Annotated in this window: 15 protein-coding genes; 3 read left to right on the top strand and 12 right to left on the bottom strand. The window is 69.4% G+C overall.

The window, feature by feature from the left end:
- The first annotated feature begins 8 nt into the window (after nucleotides 1-8).
- Nucleotides 9-1,448 (top strand): amidase, encoded by a 1,440-nt coding sequence (locus tag AC13C7_RS09425; RefSeq protein ID WP_172320938.1) that lies wholly within the window; start codon nucleotides 9-11, stop codon nucleotides 1,446-1,448.
- 35 nt (nucleotides 1,449-1,483) lie between these two features.
- Nucleotides 1,484-3,013, top strand: a complete 1,530-nt coding sequence (locus AC13C7_RS09420; RefSeq protein ID WP_482867322.1) for a malonate--CoA ligase — start codon at nucleotides 1,484-1,486, stop codon at nucleotides 3,011-3,013.
- Here the strand turns inward: AC13C7_RS09420 and AC13C7_RS09415 are convergent.
- The 7 genes from AC13C7_RS09415 to cbiT form a co-directional block, all read right to left on the bottom strand.
- Complete coding sequence (locus tag AC13C7_RS09415) at nucleotides 3,010-4,371, bottom strand: MmgE/PrpD family protein (protein WP_482867321.1); 1,362 nt, start codon at nucleotides 4,369-4,371, stop codon at nucleotides 3,010-3,012. The genes AC13C7_RS09420 and AC13C7_RS09415 overlap by 4 nt on opposite strands.
- Before the next feature lie 64 nt (nucleotides 4,372-4,435).
- Nucleotides 4,436-5,194 carry a precorrin-6A synthase (deacetylating) gene (cobF, locus tag AC13C7_RS09410; protein WP_482867320.1) on the bottom strand — a complete coding sequence of 253 codons (759 nt, stop codon included), beginning with the start codon at nucleotides 5,192-5,194 and terminating at the stop codon, nucleotides 4,436-4,438.
- Nucleotides 5,191-5,919 (bottom strand): uroporphyrinogen-III C-methyltransferase, encoded by a 729-nt coding sequence (gene cobA, locus AC13C7_RS09405; protein WP_482867319.1) that lies wholly within the window; start codon nucleotides 5,917-5,919, stop codon nucleotides 5,191-5,193. The genes cobF and cobA overlap by 4 nt, the downstream gene beginning before the upstream one ends.
- Nucleotides 5,916-7,223 (bottom strand): cobyrinic acid a,c-diamide synthase CobB, encoded by a 1,308-nt coding sequence (locus AC13C7_RS09400; protein ID WP_482867318.1) that lies wholly within the window; start codon nucleotides 7,221-7,223, stop codon nucleotides 5,916-5,918. The genes cobA and AC13C7_RS09400 overlap by 4 nt, the downstream gene beginning before the upstream one ends.
- Nucleotides 7,220-8,005: a precorrin-4 C(11)-methyltransferase gene (gene cobM, locus AC13C7_RS09395; RefSeq protein ID WP_482867317.1), complete on the bottom strand. Its 786-nt coding sequence runs from the start codon at nucleotides 8,003-8,005 to the stop codon at nucleotides 7,220-7,222. The genes AC13C7_RS09400 and cobM overlap by 4 nt, the downstream gene beginning before the upstream one ends.
- On the bottom strand, nucleotides 8,002-8,370 hold the full coding sequence (locus tag AC13C7_RS09390) for a cobalamin biosynthesis protein (RefSeq protein ID WP_482867344.1): 369 nt from the start codon (nucleotides 8,368-8,370) through the stop codon (nucleotides 8,002-8,004). Before AC13C7_RS09390 ends, cobM begins: the two co-directional genes overlap by 4 nt.
- Nucleotides 8,367-9,554 (bottom strand): precorrin-6Y C5,15-methyltransferase (decarboxylating) subunit CbiT, encoded by a 1,188-nt coding sequence (gene cbiT / locus AC13C7_RS09385; RefSeq protein ID WP_482867316.1) that lies wholly within the window; start codon nucleotides 9,552-9,554, stop codon nucleotides 8,367-8,369. Before cbiT ends, AC13C7_RS09390 begins: the two co-directional genes overlap by 4 nt.
- Here cbiT and AC13C7_RS09380 point away from each other — a divergent pair.
- Nucleotides 9,553-10,302: a cobalt-precorrin-6A reductase gene (locus tag AC13C7_RS09380; RefSeq protein ID WP_482867315.1), complete on the top strand. Its 750-nt coding sequence runs from the start codon at nucleotides 9,553-9,555 to the stop codon at nucleotides 10,300-10,302. The genes cbiT and AC13C7_RS09380 overlap by 2 nt on opposite strands.
- On the opposite strand, the gene cobJ is transcribed toward AC13C7_RS09380, so the two are convergent.
- Genes cobJ through cobN form a run of 5 tightly spaced genes read right to left on the bottom strand, consistent with a single transcriptional unit; the run spans nucleotide 10,278 to nucleotide 16,746 of the window.
- Nucleotides 10,278-11,015, bottom strand: a complete 738-nt coding sequence (gene cobJ, locus AC13C7_RS09375; protein WP_482867314.1) for a precorrin-3B C(17)-methyltransferase — start codon at nucleotides 11,013-11,015, stop codon at nucleotides 10,278-10,280. The genes AC13C7_RS09380 and cobJ overlap by 25 nt on opposite strands.
- Nucleotides 11,012-11,728, bottom strand: coding sequence for a precorrin-2 C(20)-methyltransferase (gene cobI / locus AC13C7_RS09370; protein WP_482867313.1), 717 nt, complete (start codon nucleotides 11,726-11,728; stop codon nucleotides 11,012-11,014). Before cobI ends, cobJ begins: the two co-directional genes overlap by 4 nt.
- Nucleotides 11,728-12,357 carry a precorrin-8X methylmutase gene (locus AC13C7_RS09365; protein ID WP_482867312.1) on the bottom strand — a complete coding sequence of 210 codons (630 nt, stop codon included), beginning with the start codon at nucleotides 12,355-12,357 and terminating at the stop codon, nucleotides 11,728-11,730. Before AC13C7_RS09365 ends, cobI begins: the two co-directional genes overlap by 1 nt.
- Entirely contained in the window at nucleotides 12,347-13,498 is a 1,152-nt protein-coding gene (cobG, locus tag AC13C7_RS09360) for a precorrin-3B synthase (RefSeq protein ID WP_482867311.1), read from the bottom strand. Before cobG ends, AC13C7_RS09365 begins: the two co-directional genes overlap by 11 nt.
- The gene (gene cobN / locus AC13C7_RS09355; protein WP_482867310.1) at nucleotides 13,495-16,746 is read right to left on the bottom strand and encodes a cobaltochelatase subunit CobN; all 3,252 of its coding nucleotides are present in this window, start codon (nucleotides 16,744-16,746) and stop codon (nucleotides 13,495-13,497) included. The genes cobG and cobN overlap by 4 nt, the downstream gene beginning before the upstream one ends.
- Nucleotides 16,747-16,758 lie beyond the last annotated feature (12 nt).

Here is a 16,758-nt window from a genome sequence, read left to right as displayed (position 1 = left end):
GGAGTGCCATGACACCAGAAATGCCCCCATTCACCGGGCCCGAGCTTTGCGCATTGCAGGCCCATGAGGCTGTCGCGCTGTTGAAAAAGGGCGAGGTCAGCCGGGATGAGTTGATCGACGTCGCGATCACGCGGATTGGCACGGTTGAGCCCGATGTCAACGCCATGCCGACGCTCTGCGAGACCCGCGCGCGCAAGGCGGAGCTGGACGGTTCGCAGGTCGATCACCCCGGATACCTGGCCGGGCTGCCCATCGGCATCAAGGACCTGACGCCCGTCGCGGGCGTGCGCACCACCTGGGGCACGCCGGGCCTGGCCAATTTCGTGCCCGAGGAAAGCGGGCCGCTGGTGTTGCGGCTGGAGGCGCGCGGTGGCGTCGTCCTGGGCAAGACCAACACGCCCGAGATGGGGGCGGGCGCCAACACCTTCAACGCGGTCTTCGGCATGACCCGCAATCCCTGGGACACGTCGCTGAACGCGGGCGGATCGTCGGGCGGGGCGGCGGTGTCGCTGGCCACCGGCGAGGTCTGGCTCAGCCACGGCTCGGACCTCGCGGGCTCCTGCCGCACGCCGGCAGCCTTCTGCGGTGTCGTGGGTATGCGCCCCTCGCCGGGTATCGCGGGGCCGGGGCCGGCGGGCAACGGGTTCCACCTTGAGGCGGTGCAGGGTCCGATGGCGCGCTCGGTGCGGGATTGCGCGCTGTTCCTCGACGCGATGGCGGGGTTCAACCCCGATTGGGCAATTTCTTTTCCGCCGCCCCAGACCTCCTATCAGCAGGCGGTGGCCGAGGCCGACCCCCATGTGCGCATCGCCTTCACCCCCGATCTGGGCGGGTTTGCTCCTTGCGCGCCGGAGGTCGAGACCCATCTGCGCCGCGCCCTGGGTCAGGTCGAACGCGCGGGCGCCATGATCTCCGAGGATTGCCCGAACGTGACCGGCCTCGACCATGCTTACCGCACCGCGCGGGCGCTTCTCTGGGCCAACGGCGCGGGCGCACTGCCCGAGACCGTGCAGGCGCAGTTCAAGGCCAGCCTGCGGCAGAACATCCAGCAGGGGCGTGAGTTGAGCCTTGATGACATCGTCACGGCGGGCCGCGCCAAATCCGACATCTTCGACCGCATGGTCGCCTTCCTCAAACATTTCGACGTGCTGGCCTGCCCCGTCGTCGGCCTGATGCCCGGCCCGGTGGAGGAAGAGTTCCCGACCGAGATCGAGGGGCAGACGCTGACCGACTACATCGACTGGCTGCGGTTTTCCTTCCTGGCCGCGACCGCCGGTCTGCCCGCGCTGTCGGTGCCCGTCGGACGCGACCGGCACGGCGTTCCCGTGGGCCTGCAACTGATCGGCCCCCCGCGCGGCGAGGCACGCCTGTTGCAGGTCGCGCGCGCGGTCGAGATGGCGATGGGCGGGCCGCTCGGGCCGATTGATCCGGTGGTGACGCATGGTTGACCCGAAAACCCACAACGGAAAGGCCCGTTTGCCCGATGTATGACGCCAACCATCTTGCCCACCGCCTGCGCGCCGCCTCGGTCGGGCGCGAGGACGCGCCGTTCCTGCGCCATGTCGGCACCGACCGCGTTACCAGTTATGGTGATTTCTTCGCCAATGCCGAGCGGATCGCCAACGCGCTGCGGCGCATGGGCGTTCACGTCGGCGACCGGGTGGCGGTGCAGGCCCCCAAGACGCAAACCATGCTGGAGCTTTATCTCGGCTGTGTCCTCTCCGGTGCGGTGTTCCTGCCGCTGAACCCCGCCTACACGGAAAGCGAGCTGCGCTATTTCCTGGGCGACGCGACGCCCACGCTGCTGGTCTGCGATGCGCAGAAACATGCGGCGCTTGAAGGGCTCGCGCGCGACTGCGGCGTGCCGAACCTCATGACCATCGCGGCGGATGAGACCGGCACCCTCGCGGACGCGCGCGATGCGGAACGGCCCGGGTTCGACCCCGTCCCGCGTAACGCCGACGATCTGGCCGCGATCCTCTACACCTCCGGCACGACGGGCCGCTCGAAGGGGGCGATGCTGAGCCACGGGGCGCTGGCCTCGAACTCCGAGACCTTGCGCGACTATTGGCACTTCACCAGCGATGACGTCTTGATCCATGCGCTGCCGATCTTTCACACGCATGGCCTCTTCGTCGCCACCAACATCACCCTGATGGCGGGCGGCTCCTGCCTGTTCCTGCAGGGCTTCGACGAAGGCGCGATCCTCGACGTGATGCCGCAGACCACCGCGTTGATGGGCGTGCCGACCTTCTACACGCGGCTGCTCCGGCAGTTCGGGCTGGCCTATGCCGCGCGCAACATGCGGCTCTTCATCTCCGGCTCCGCGCCGCTTCTGGCCGAGACGCACGCCAGATGGCAGGAGGTCACCGGCCATGCGATCCTTGAACGCTACGGCATGACCGAGACCAACATGAACACCTCCAACCCCTATGACGGCGAACGCCGCGCGGGCACGGTGGGCTTTCCGCTGCCGGGGGTGGAGTTGAAAATCTGCGACCCCAAGACCGGGGCGGAGCTGCCGCGGGGCGAGATCGGAATGCTGGAAGTGCGGGGACCAAACGTCTTTTCGGGCTATTGGAAAATGCCGGAAAAGACGGCGGAGGAGTTGCGCGAGAACGGCTTTTTCCTCACCGGCGATCTGGGGCGGGTCGATGAAGATGGCTATGTCCATATTGTCGGGCGCGGCAAGGATCTGATCATTTCGGGCGGGTTCAATATCTATCCGAAAGAGGTCGAGGCGGTGATCGACAATCTGCCCGGCGTGTTGGAAAGCGCGGTGATCGGCGTGCCGCATCCCGATATGGGCGAGGCGGTCGTGGCGGTGGTGGTCCCGCAAGAGGGGCGGGGCCTGATGGAGGCGCAGGTATTGGCAGGGCTGGAGGGCGAGCTTGCCCGCTTCAAGCAGCCGCGCCGGGTGATCATCGCCGATGACCTGCCACGCAACACCATGGGCAAGGTGCAGAAGAACGCCCTGCGTGAAGAGCACGCGGGGCTGTTCGCCAGCGCCTAGGGCGGATCGGTCAGCAGGTCTGTCAGGGTCGAGAAGGGGACGTCCTCGCAGGCCAGCGCCAGTGTTGCGTCTCGAATGGCACCGGCGCGGGCGTCGCCCAGGACAGGTGCTGCGAGGCCCATGAACTTGGCGCAGATATCGGCTTCGGAGAACGGATGCTCCGGCCCGCCGCGCGCGTGAACCTCGCCCGATTGCAGCACCTCGCCATCCTCCAGCGTGATCGAGAGATCGGCCAATCGCCCCTCGGGGAAGCGCGCCTCATGTTCGGGCGCGACCTCAAGCTGCGTGCGCGCAACCAGGCGGGCCACGTCGGGATCGCGCAGGCCCGCGCCCGAGATATGCGGCACTCCGATCTCGCCATGCACCAGCATCGTGGCGACCGCGAAGGGCAGGGAATATTGCGCCTGGCTGGTCGTCTCCGGCATGCCGGGAAAGAGGGCCACCGCATTGGCGAAGCTGCGAATTCTGATGGCGCTGATCCGGTCGGGGTCCAGTTTCGGGCGCAGCATTCGCGCCGCATCAATCGGGGCATGCGCCCATCGGCAGATCGGGTAGGGCTTGATATATTGCAGATCGGTCTGCCAGAGCGTGCCCAGATCGTCCCAATGGGGGGCGGCCTCTTCCCCCTCCAGCGTGATCGCGGGGGCCCCGGTAAAGCCCTGCTCGGCCATGATCGCCGCCGATAGCCCGACCAGCGCCCCCATGCCTGACCCGTCATGCAGCATGGTCGGGTTGGCGATCTCGCGCATCATCTGGCTGCGGGGGCCGTGATATTCGGCGATGCCGAACCCGTGGCGCAGCTGATCGGCGCTGTGGCCCCGCAGCCGCGCCGCCAGCGCCACAACGCCAAGCCCGTTCCAGGCGCCCGAGGTATGGTAGTCGCTGACCGTGGCGTGCAACGCGATCGCCGCCCGGCCCGCGACTTCGTAGGACATGACCAGCGCGGCGAGGGCATCCGTGCCGCGCAGATCGGGGCGGGCTTGGGCCAAAGCGGCCAGCGCTGGCACCACCGCCACCCCGATATGGCCCTTGGTCGGGTTGTAGCCGTCATGCCCGTCCAGGTTGTCGATCTGGCTGGCGGCAGCAAACCCGGCCCCGGCCAGGCTGGCGCGGCGACCGTCGAAGAGGATCGGCGCGGAAAGGTCGGGCGTTCCCGCGCCGTAAAGCGCCACCGCGATATTGCGCGCGATGCGGCCCGCCTCCATCGGGGCCGCCGCCGCGCAGATGCCGAGCGTGTCGAGCAGCAGCAGGGCGGCGCGCGCCCGTGTGGCCTCGGGAATGTCGCGGGCAGACTGGTCCAGCGTGAACCGCGCGATGCGCTGAAAGACCGGCGAAGGGGCGGGGATGGCGAGTGTCATGGCTTGAAGCCTACCGCCGGGACAGCTCTGTAACCGCCCATCCGCGACGGCATTCGCGTCGGTTTCAGGCCGGGGTGTCGTAGCGCAGCAGGTAGATGTCCATGATCCATCCGTGGCGTGCGCGGGCCTTGGCGCGGGTGTCCACGATCTTCTCCGTCACCTCCGCAACCGGGCCGGAGAAGGTGATTTCCTCCGCCATCCCGGCATAGGCGCTCCACCAGATATGCAGGCCGTCGGGGTCGAGCGCACGGAAACTGCACTCGCCGTCCAGCATGATCACCAGACTGTCGGCCCCGTGCGGCCAGCCCTCATCCCGCAGCCTGCGCCCCGTGGTGATCGTCACCGGCGCATTGAGGCGGTTGAGCGGAACCGCATGCGCGGCGGTCAAAGCCTGGATCGAGGTGATGCCGGGAATGACGCAGGGCCTGAGCGGCAGGTTCCGCGCGACGCGCTCGGCAATCCGCAACGTGCTGTCATAGAGCGACGGGTCGCCCCAGACCAGGAACGCAACGCGGCCCGTATCGCCCAGATGTTCGCGGATGGCCCCAACCCAGATCGCGACAATCGCGTCGTGCCAGGCCTCGACCCGCGCGGTGTAATCGGGGATTGCGGGGTCGCGCGCTGGCAGGTCGAACTGCACGATCTTCGTTTCGCCCGTCAGCACGTCGCGGCAGATCCGGTACCGCAGCGCCGCCAGGTCATCCTTCTGCGCGCCCTTGTGCGGGATCAGGATCAGGTCGGCGGCGTTCATCGCCTCCACCGCCTGCAAGGTCAGGTGTTTCGGGTTGCCAGTGCCGATACCGATGAGGTCGAGATGGATCATCCGCCGTCGCCATCCGCCAGCGGACCATAAAGGATCAGACCCGGCAGTTTGCTGTCCGATTGGGCAAGCTGTGCGGCCAGGTCGGTGATCGTGGCCCGCGTCAGCCGCTGGTCGGGGGTGGTGACGGCTTCGGCCAGCATCGCGGGCGTGTCGGCGGGCAGCCCCTCCATCACCAGGCCCGCCACCAGCCCCGCGAAGGTGCGCTTGCCCATGTAGACGACGGTGGTTGCACCGGGATCGGCAAGGGCCTTCAGGTCAAGCCCCTCGGGCAATGCGCCGGTCACGTCATGGCCGGTGACGAACTGCACCCGCCGCGCGGTCAGGCGGCGCGTCAGCGGGATACCGGCGGCGGCGGCAGCGGCCGAGGCCGAGGTGACGCCGGGGATGATCTCATAGGTGATGCCTGCCGCGCGCAGGGCGATCACCTCTTCCTCCAGCCGTCCGAAGATGCCGCAATCGCCGGATTTCAGCCGCACCACGCGCTGGCCGGTGCGGGCGTAATCGACCAGCAACCGGCTGACATGGTCCTGCTTGGGCGAGGGGCGGCCCGCCCGTTTGCCGACGCCCACAAGGTCGGCCCCGGCGCGGGCATGGGTCAGGATGGGGCCGGAAGACAGATCGTCGAACAGAACCGCATCGGCGCGCGTGAGGCGGTCGACGGCCTTGAGCGTCAGCAATTCCGGATCGCCGGGGCCGGAGGAGACGAAGCTGACAACGCCGCTCATGCCGCCTCCGCAATCAGGTGAAAGAAGGTGCCGGTGGCGTTTCCGCGCCGCGATCCGGTTTCCGGCACCGCATCGCCGTTGGCGTCCACCACATGGGCCAAGGCCGTGTCGGGTTGTTCCAGGATGGTCGAGTAATGGAACTCATGCCCGCGCGCCCTGGCCCCCGCCGCCAGCCCCGGCATCGGTTCCGCGAATGTGGCCAGACGGTAGCCCAGGTGCATCTTGCGCTTGGCGTAGGAGGTCACGAGCCCCAGAAGCCCCGCCATCTCGTGGCGCGTGCCCTCCTTGTCGATCAGGGCCGCCCCCATCGCCATGTAGCCGCCGCATTCGCCATGCACGGGCCGGGTTTGGGCGAAGTCGCGCAGGCCCGTGCGGAAGGTGTCGGCGGCGGCGAGGGTTCCGGCGTGAAGCTCGGGATAGCCGCCGGGCAGCCAGCAGATATCGGCACCGGGATCGGGGGCCTCGTCGTTCAAGGGCGAGAACAGCGTGATCTCCGCCCCCGCCGCGCGCCAGCCATCCAGTTGATGCGGATAGACGAAGGAAAACGCGGCGTCGCGAGCCAGCGCGATCCGCTGCCCCGGCGGCGTGATCCCCGTGGTCGCGCCGACAAGCCCGGTGTCGCCCGCGACGGCGAGGAGGCGGTCGAGATCGACATGCTCGGCCACGAAATCGCCCGCGGCGTGCAGGATCCGCGCCAGATCCCCCTGATCCTCGGCCTGCACCAGCCCGAGGTGGCGGGCGGGCATTTCAATATCCTTCTGGCGCGGCAAGGCCCCCAGAACCTCGATCCCCACCTCGGCCATTCCGGCGCGCAGCATGGCCTCGTGCCGGGGCGAGGCGACCTTGTTCAGCACCACGCCCGCCAGCCGCACATCGGCCCGCATGGAGGCAAAGCCAAGCGCCACGGCGGCGGCCGATTGCGCCTGGCCCGAGCAATCCAGCACCAGCACCACCGGCCAGCCCGTCAGGGCCGCGACATGGGCGCTGGCCCCGGTGCCGCAGGCCCCCGATTTCACGACGCCATCGAAAAGGCCCATCGAGCCCTCGGCCAGGATCAGCTCCGCGCCTTGCGCGCCCGCGATCAGCCCCGCCAGCATCTCGCGCCCCATCGCCCAGGTGTCGAGGTTGACCGAGAATTGCCCCGACGCCGCCCGGTGCAGGCCGGGGTCGATATAGTCGGGGCCGCATTTGAAGGGCTGAACCCGGGTGCCGCGCGCCTTGAAGGCGGCGAGAAGCCCCAGCATCAGCGTCGTCTTGCCGGTGCCGGATGCAGGCGCGGAAATCAGCAGGCCGGGGGGGATCATGACGCGTCCTCCGGAAAGCGGGGGCTGGTGCCGACGGGGCGGAAACGGCGGTCGTAATCGCCCGCATAGAGACAGCTTTCGTCGAATTCCTCCGCCCCCAGGGCGCGCCCCACAAGGATCAGCGCGGTGCGCCCGCGTTCGCCGCCGGTTGCCTCTTCCAGCGTGGCCAGCGTCGCCTTGACGATGCGTTGATCGGGCCAGGTCGCGCGCCAGATCACGGCGACGGGGCAATCCGCGCCGTAATGCGGCGTCAGTTGCTCGACCACGTCCTCCAGCACATGCACGGAAAGATGGATGGCCAGCGTCGCGCCGGTGGCGGCGAAATTCTCCAGCGTCTCGCGCTCCGGCATCGCGCTGGCGCGACCCGATGTCCGCGTCAGCACCAGCGATTGCGCCACCCCCGGCAGCGTCAGTTCCGCGCCCAATGCGGCGGCGGCGGCGGCGAAGCTCGGCACGCCCGGCGTCACGTCATAGGGGATGTTTTCCGCGCGCAGTCGGCGCAATTGCTCGCCCATGGCCGACCAGACCGAGAGGTCACCGGAATGCAGCCGCGCCACGTCCTGGCCTGCCGCATGGGCCGCCCGGATCTCGGCCATGATCTCATCCAGGCTGAGGGGTGCGGTGTTCACGATGTGCGCGCCATCGGGACAATGCGCCAGCAGCGCCTCGGGCACCAGCGACCCGGCATAGAGGCAGACCGGGCAGGCCGCGATCAGGTCGCGCCCGCGCAGGGTGATCAGGTCCGCCGCACCGGGTCCGGCACCGATGAAATGGACACTCATATCGGCCTCCCTTGTGCCAATGCCACCGTGACCCTGCCGCAGGGCGAAGTCACGCGGGGCGCGATGATCCGTGCCTCATGGCCGGTTTTGCGCAGTGCCGCAAGGGCCGCCGCCTCGGCGACGCTGCCGGTGGCGAAGCGGGCGAGGATGCGGGCGGAGCGCGTGGGCGTCGCGATCCCGGCGATCTCGGCCTCGGTCAGAAGCGTGAGGGGCAGGGCGCGGGCGCGGGCCATGTCGCGCAGCGCGGGCGTTGCCTTGGCCTCAAGGCAGGCCAGCGTGTCCGGGGCTTGGCCCGTGGCGGTCAAGGCCGCATCCAGCGCCTCGGCCGTGGCCGCCGCCCGCAAGCCTATGCCTGCGACGATCATCGCGTCACGCTCCATTGAATGACGGGGCGCGCGCAGTTCCATCCGCGCATCGCGCCAAGCGGCGCGGCCTCGGCCAGCTCCACGCGCAGCAGATGCCCGCCCTTCGCGCCGTGCCACGCCATCAGCAGGGCCTCGGTCTCCAGCGTCACCGCGTTCACGACCAGCCTCGCGCCTTGCGGTATCCTGTCCCATAGGGCCTGCAAAAGCGCCTCGGACGCGCCACCGCCGATGAAGACCACATTGGGCGCGGGCAGGCCGGTCAGCGCGTCCGGCGTCCGTCCTTCTGTCACCGAGATGCGATGTTCCAGCCCGAACCGCGCCGCGTTGTCGCGGATAGTCGCGGCCCGGTCGGCGCGGGCCTCAATGGCGCTGGCGGTCGCACCGGGGGCGGCGAGGCAGAACTCGACCGAGATGGAGCCCGACCCGGCGCCGAGATCCCAGAGGTGGGTGCCGGGACGGGGCGCAAGTGCCGAAAGGGTCAGCGCCCGCACGGGCCGCTTGGTGATCTGGCCATCATGGGTGAAAAGGTCGTCGGGCAGGCCCGAGGCGCGCGGCAGTCCCGTCGCGCCGTCGGCCTCGATCGCCAGTAAGACGGGATGGGCAATGTCGCCGATGTCGACCCCCGCCGCCGTGGTTTCGCGGATATGCTGGCGCGGCCCGCCGAGCGCCTCCAACACGGTGAGGCGCGAGGGGCCGAACCCCTGTCCGGTCAGCCACGCCGACAGATCGCCGACCGCCGCGCCGTCGCGCAGGGTGCATAGAACGCGCACGCCCTTTGCCAGAACAGGGGTCAGCCGGGTGAACGGCGCGGCGTGCAGGCCGAGGCAGAGCACCTCCTCGATCCGCCACCCCATCTCGGCAGCGGCCAGTGAAAAGCAGGACGGCGCGGGTTGGGTGATGTAGTCATCCGGCGACAGTTGCCCCGCCAACGACCCGCCAGCGCCATGCCAGAACGGATCGCCCGAGGCCAGCACGGCGACCTTGCGGCCCCGTTCCGCCAGCACCGGTGCGATGTCGAAGGGCACCGGCCAGGCGCGGCCCCGATCCCCGACATCCGCCAGGTCCAGATGACGCGGCGCGCCGAAGACGATCTCGGCCGCGTCCAGCGCGGCACGGCTTGCGGGCGGCAGGCCATTCAGGCCATCCTCGCCCAATCCGATGATGGTCAGCCAGGGGTCAGCCATGACACGCATCCTTCTGCTCGGCGGCACATCCGAGGCCTCGGCGCTGGCGCGCGCCCTGGCCGAACGGGGGGATGACGCGATTTTCTCCTATGCCGGGCGCACCGGCACTCCCGTGGCGCAGCCGCTGCCCACGCGGGTGGGGGGATTTGGCGGGGTCGCGGGGCTGGTGGAGTATCTGCGGGCCGAGACCATCACCCATGTCGTCGATGCGACCCATCCCTTTGCCGCGGGAATGAGCGCCAATGCCGTCGCGGCCTGTGACCGGGCCGAGGTCGCCTTGGCGGCGCTGGAGCGGCCCGAATGGCGGGCGGGCAAGGGCGACGATTGGACCCGCGTTCGCGATATTGTCGGCGCGGTGGCGGCGCTGCCCGATTCCGGCGCGCGGGTGTTCCTGGCCATCGGCAAACAGCATGTCGACGCCTTCACCGCCAAGCCCGGAAATTTCTACCTCCTGCGCCTGGTCGATCCGCCGGAAACGCCCTTGCCTTTCCCCGATTGCGCCATCGAGATCGCGCGCGGACCCTTCGACGTGGCCAGCGATGAAGCCCTGATGGAGGCGCATGGCATCACCCATATCGTGGCCAAGAACAGCGGCGGGACGGGGGCCGAGGCCAAGCTGACGGCGGCCCGTGCACTGGCCCTGCCGGTGGTGATGATCGACCGGCCCGCCACCCCCGCGCGGCGGGTGCTGGACAGCGTCGGCGCGGTGCTGGACTGGCTCGATCATGGGGCCGACCGGGGCGTGTAGACAAAGCGCCCGATGCGGCGCGTGTCGCGGTTGCCGACGATCACCATGGTGCGCATGTCGGCCATCTCTGGCGTCGCCTCGTTCAGCGGGACGGTGGTGATGCTCTCCTCTTGCGTGCAGACCGCGCGGGCGAAGGAAATCAGCGTCTCGCCGCCGCAGGCGTCGCGCAGGATCTCCAGCGCGCGGGCGAACTGATGCGGGCGCGACCTGGAGCGTGGGTTGTAGAAGGCCATCGCGAACCCGGCCTCGCCCGCCGCGCGCAGTCGCGTTTCGATGAGCGACCACGGCTTGAGGTTGTCGCTGAGGTTGATCGCCGCGAAATCGTGCCCCAAGGGCGCACCGAGACGCGCGGCGGCGGCCAGCATCGCGGTGATGCCGGGCAGGATGCGGATATCGAGGTCCAGCCAGTGGCGCGGGCCTGAGTCCAGCGCCTCGAACAGGGCCGAGGCCATGGCGAAGACGCCGGGATCACCCGAGGAGACGACAACGACGCGCGCGCCCTCTGCGGCCATTTGCAGGGCATGGGCGGCGCGGTCCAGCTCCACCCGGTTGTCGCTTTCGTGTTTCGTGAGGCCGGGGCGGTCGGGCACGCGGCGAACATAGGGGATGTAGCCGACAATATCGGTGGCCTCGCCAAGGGCTGCCTGCACCTCGGGTGTCACCAGGTCATCGTACCCGGGGCCGAGCCCTGCAACCGCCACCCACCCGGTCATGGCCTGCGCCCTTTCCCGTGCAGCAGGCAAATGGCGAAATAGGGGGCCTCGCCATTGAAATCGCACAGCTTCTGCACGGATTGTGTCGGCATCGTGCCGCGTTCGACCAGCCAGGCATCGTCGAGCCGTCCGGCGGTCTCCAGCGCGCGTTTCAGTTTCCCGAGGTTGCGCCCGATCTTCATCACGACGGCGGCGTCGGTATCCTTGAGCCGCCGCGCCAGTTCCGCCTCGGGCAGGGTCGCCATCGCCACGGTCATCACGTCATCGCCCCAGGTGATCGGCAGATCCGTCGCGGTCCAGCAGCCCGACATGCCGGTGATGCCGGGGACGATCTCGACCTCGACGCGGGTTTGCAACCGGCTGTGCAGGTGCATGAAGGAGCCGTAGAAAAACGGGTCGCCCTCGCAGAGCACGACCACGTCCGCCTCAGCGGCCAGCGCCTCAAGCCGGTCGGCCCAATCCGCGTAGAAGGCGCTGAGAATGCGGTTGTATTCGGGGTCGCTGACGGCAATCTCGGTCGTTACCGGGTATTCCATCGCGTGTTCCGTGACATCCTCGCGCAGCATGCCCTCGACGATCTGGCGCGCTTGCCCCTTGCGGCCCGCCTTGCGGAAATAGGCGACATGGCGCGCCCCCCGGATCAGGCGGTCCGAGCGCACGCTCATCAACTCGGGGTCGCCGGGGCCGAGCCCAGTGCAGATCACCTTGCCCATCATTCCGCCTTCGACGCCAGTGCGTTCACGGCCGCGACCGTGATCGCCGAGCCGCCAAGTCGGCCGCGCACGATCATTGCGGGCACCGGCAGATCGGCCATCAGCGCGTCTTTCGACTCCGCCGCGCCAACAAAGCCGACCGGGCAGCCGATGATCGCGGCGGGCCGGGGGCAAGCGGGGTCTTCCAGCATGTTGAGCAGGTGAAACAGCGCCGTGGGCGCGTTGCCAATGGCCACCAGCGCGCCCGCCAGATGTGGCCGCCACAGTTCCAGCGCGGCAGCGGAGCGCGTGTTCGACATCTCCTTCGCCATATCCGGCACGCGGGGGTCGCGCAGGGTGCAGATCACCTCGCTATTCGCGGGCAGCCGTGGCCGGGTGATCCCTTCGCTGACCATATAGGCATCGCAGAGGATCGGCGCGCCATCCGCCAGCGCCTTGCGGGCAGCGGTCGCCATGCCGGGGGAAAACTGCACGTCGCGTTCCAGCCCGACCAGACCCGCCGCGTGGATCATGCGCACGACGACGCCTTCCTCATCGGGTCCGAACCGGGCGAGGTCGGCCTCGGCGCGGATGGTGCGAAAGCTCTCCTCGTAGATCGCGGCACCGTTGGTCTCGTAGCTATGGGGCATCTTGCAGGGCTTTCGTGAGGGCATCTGGGGTGAGATCGCGGGCATCGGGGGGGGCGCCCGCGCGGCCATTGCGGATCAGGTCGAACCGCTCCGGCGCGGTCGCGGTCAGGGTCAGCGGCGTGGCGCCGGGATGGGCGCAGCCCTTTGCGCAGCCCGAGATATGCAGGCGCTGATCGGCGGACAGATGTGGGGCGAGGGCGCGGGCGAGGGGGCGGGTTTCAGACAGCCCCTGCGGGCATCCCGGCGCGCCGGTGCAGACATGGATGCGGAGGCGCGGATCGGCCGCGTCATGGATCAGGCCGGGCAGGTCGGGGGCGTGATCAGTGCCCTCCAGCAGCAGCATCCGCCAGGGTGTCAGGCGGAGCGGGGCGATGGTGGAAAGGGCCGCGAGGGTCGCCGCGCCGATCTGGCCGAATTCAAGCGCGACGAGGCGGCCTTGCGGGGTTGTGCCGGGTGTGGGGGCTTGAGAAGTCTCCGGCATGGAATTGATTTGACGGAAGTTTTCCGGCAGCGGCGTGCGTTTCAGATGCGCCGCCATTCGGCCCCGCCCCTCGGGCGCGCCGCCTGTCTCCAGGAACCAGTCGGCAAGGTCCAAGGCGACCTCTGCCGCTGTTTCGTCCGTCACGCGCGCCCCGGTGTCAGCTCCATCGGCACGGCAGATCATCCCGCCCTCAGCGCGTTCGATGCGGATATCGGCAGAGATGTTTCGCAAAAAGGGCAATGCGCCGCAATCCACCGCGTAACCGAATTTGCCGGGGGTCTGCGGTGCGCTCGTGCCGCGCAGCGCGTCGTTCAGCGCCTGCGATATGCGCGCGGTCTCATCGCCCGCCTGCCAGAACGGCTGCACCACGACATTGCGGCGTGCCTCGGTCTCGGCGTCCTCATCGACCAGCCCGAGTGTGGCCAGCCGCTCTATCAGCGCGCCGTGATCCGCCTCCGTCACGCCACGGATTTGCAGATTGGCCCGCGCCGACAGGTCCAGCAGCCCGTTGCCATAACGGCGCGACAATTCCGCCACGCCTGCCGCCTGCCGGGGCGAGAAGCGCCCCAAGGGCGCGCGGAGCCGCACCACCAGCCCGTCGCCCGACATCATCGGACGCAGCGCGCCGGGGCACCAGCCGCGCAGGACCGGCGCGCTCATTGCGCCACCTGCAACGTGGCGGCGATGGAGTTGCGCCGCGTCACCCACAGCCCCGCCTCATGCAGCGCCTGAAAGCGCGCGCGCAGCGCGGCCAGCGCCCGCGGGTTGGCCTCTTCCATGAACGCCACCAGGTCGTCGCGGCCAAGCGTGGCGTCATGATAGAGATCAAAGAGATGCGGCGGCACGGCGGCGGCGAGATGCGCGAAGGCCGCGAGGTGATCGAGCGTCGCCGCGATCTCGGCCGCACCCCGGAAGCCGTGGCGCATCATCCCCGTCGCCCAATCGGGATTGGCCGCGCGGGCGCGGGTGACACGGGCGATCTCCTCGGTCAGGTCGCGGGCCCTGGGCGCGTCGGGGCGGGTCGCGTCCATGTGGTAGAGGGCAGGTTTGTCCCCCCCCAGGCGCGCCACGGCGGCGGCGAACCCGGCCTCATGCGCGGCGTTGTCCGAGGCCATCAGCAGGTCGGTTTCGGGCAGGTCTTGCAGGTGGACAAAGCTGTCGGCGGATTTCACGCGGGACTCCAGCGCGGCTCGGGCCTCGTGGCTCGCGCCTTGCGCGTCTATGGCGAAGCTTGAGGCCGCAAGCCAGGCCTCGCCTGCCGCATGCCGCGCGGCGTCGGAATAGTCGTCCAGATGGGCGGTCATGCCGACGCCGTAAAGGCCCGGTTTCGGTCCGAATACGCGTGGGGTTTGCGTCAGGTAGGGGTTGACCTCAGCGGGTTCTTCCCGCTCGGACAGGGCGCTTGCGGCGGCCTCGAACATCTGCGCCAACCCCGGAAACACGTCGCGGAAGAGGCCCGAGACCCGCAAGGTCACGTCGATCCGGGGGCGTGCGAGCAGCGCCAGCGGGATCACCTCGAAGCCGCTGACGCGCTCCGATCCCTCGTCCCAGACCGGCTTCAGCCCCGCCAGGTGCAGCGCCATGGCAAATTCCTCGCCCGCCGTGCGCATCGTGGCCGAGCCCCAGAGGTCCACGACCAGACCGCGCGGCCAATCGCCGTGATCCTGCAGGTGGCGGCGCAGAAGCTCCTCGGCCAGCTTGACGCCTTGCGCATGGGCGGCGCGCGACGGCACGGCGCGCGGATCGGTGGTGAAGAGGTTGCGCCCGGTGGGCAGCACATCCGAACGGCCCCGGTAGGGTGAGCCGGAGGGGCCGGGGGCGACCAGCCGACCCATCAGCGCGGCGCGCAACCCGGCGCGTTCCTCGGCCCCGCAATCGCCGGTGCCGAAGATGTGCAGCCCGTCGCCATACTGGCTTTCCTTGATGTCGCAGACGAAACGGTCGATGCGGGTGATGGCCTCTGCCGGGCAGGCGGCGGCATCGAGCCCCAGATCGGACTCGACCCCCGTGCCGCGCGCCTCGTCGCGGATGTCTTCGATCAGCCGGTCGCGGCGGGCGGGGTCCAGCCCGTCGGCGGTGGAGTATTCGTCAAGCAAATGTTCGAGACGTCCCATGTTCGCGGGCAGGGTGGTCTCGGCCAGGGGCGGCGGCAGATGGCCGATGGTGACCGCGCCGATGCGGCGCTTGGCCTGCGCGGCCTCGCCAGGATCGTTGACGATGAAGGGGTAGATCACGGGAAGCGGGCCGGTCAGGGCCTCGGGCCAGCAGGTGTCGCTGAGGGCCACGGATTTGCCCGGCAGCCATTCCAGCGTGCCATGCGCGCCGACATGGATGAGGGCGTCGGTGCGCGCGGTCAGCCACAGGTAGAAGGCGACATAGCCATGGCAGGGCGTGCGGGCGAGGTCGTGGTACTCGTCGTCGCGGGCCGCCACGTCGCCGCGTTCGGGTTGCAGGGCGATGGTGGTCTTGCCGCTTTGCAGCGCAGCGAAGTGGAACGCGCCGTCCTTGCAGGCCAGATCGGTTTCCGGGGCGCCCCAGGCGGCGCTGAGGTCTTCGCGCATGGCGTCCGGCAGACGGGCGAGGGCCGCCCGGTATTCCGCGACGGGCCAGGAGATGTACCTGTCCAGCAGGGCCTTGCCCAGTTCGGGGCGGGTGCCGGTGTCATGACCCTCCTCCGCCAGCGCGTTCAGCAACGCGTCGGTCGAGGCCAAAGCGTCGAGGCCGACGGCGTGGGCCAGGTTCCATTCGCGGCCGGGATAGGTCGAGAGAACCACGGCGAGGCGTTTCTCCTCGGGCGCTGTCGTGGCGAGGCGGTGCCAGGCGGCCACACGCGCCACCACCGCCGCGATCCGCCCCGCATCGGCGCGGTGGGCGAAGCGGGAGTATTCCAGCTCGGGATCCTTGCGCCCCGGCTGTTTGAAACTGGCGACACCGGCGAAGATCCGGCCATCGACCTCGGGCAGCACCACATGCATGGCGAGATCGGCAGGCGACAGCCCGCGCTCGGCCTCGACCCATTCCTTGCGGCGCGCGGTGGACAGCGCGACCTGGAAGACCGGGCAGCCGCTGGCATTGAGCGGCGAGGGCGCGCCATCCGCACCTTGCGCGGAAAAGGCGGTGGCGTTGACGATGGCCGCCGGGGCGTGGTCGGCGGCCTGCGCGCGGATCCAGTCGGCGGCGGCGGGGTTCTTCAGTGAATTGGCAAAGAGGCCGATGGCGTCAAAGCCCCCGGCCTCAAGCGCGCGGATCAGGGCATCGACCGGCTCGGTATCGGCGGCGGTCAGGTAGGAGCGGTAGAAACTGACGAGAACGCGCGGCCGGTCCGATGCGGGGGCGGTCTGGGTGGCGCCCGTGTCCGGGTGGTAATACCCGAAATCCGGCACGGTCTTCTCACCGATCACCGGCCCGCAATACATGCCGCCCGCCAGTGCCAGCTGCGCCAGCGCCGCATGGGCCGCAATCGCGCCGCCCGCGTCGCAAAGATGCTGCAGCCGCCGCAGGGTGGAGACGGGCAGGGTGGAGATCTCGTCCAGCCGCGCATCCGGCCTGCCATCGGCGGGCAGCACCGCCAGCGCCATTCCGGTGGTGTCGGCGATCTCGCGCAGGGTGGCCAGGCCGTAGGGCCAGTAGCTCTCGCCGCCGATAAGCTTGACGAGGACCGCCTTGGCCCCGGCCAGGGTCTGTTCGGCATAGGTATCGACCGAAAGGGGGTGTTTCAGCGCCACCAGGTTGGCCAGGCGCAGCGTGGGGTCGAACCCATTGGCTCGCGCCCGGTGATAACCTGCCGCGAAAGCCCCGAGGTCGGAATCGGAGAAGGACAGCACCACCAGATCGGCCGGGCTCTGGCCCAGATCCTGCGGCGTGTCGGTCTCCTCCAACCCATGGCTTTCGCGAAAGACGACGTGCATTAGCGCAGCCCC

The organism is Alterinioella sp. B-7 (assembly GCF_056857775.1).
Note: the sequence above shows the minus strand (reverse complement) of the source record. Positions and strands in the feature narration are given on the sequence as shown.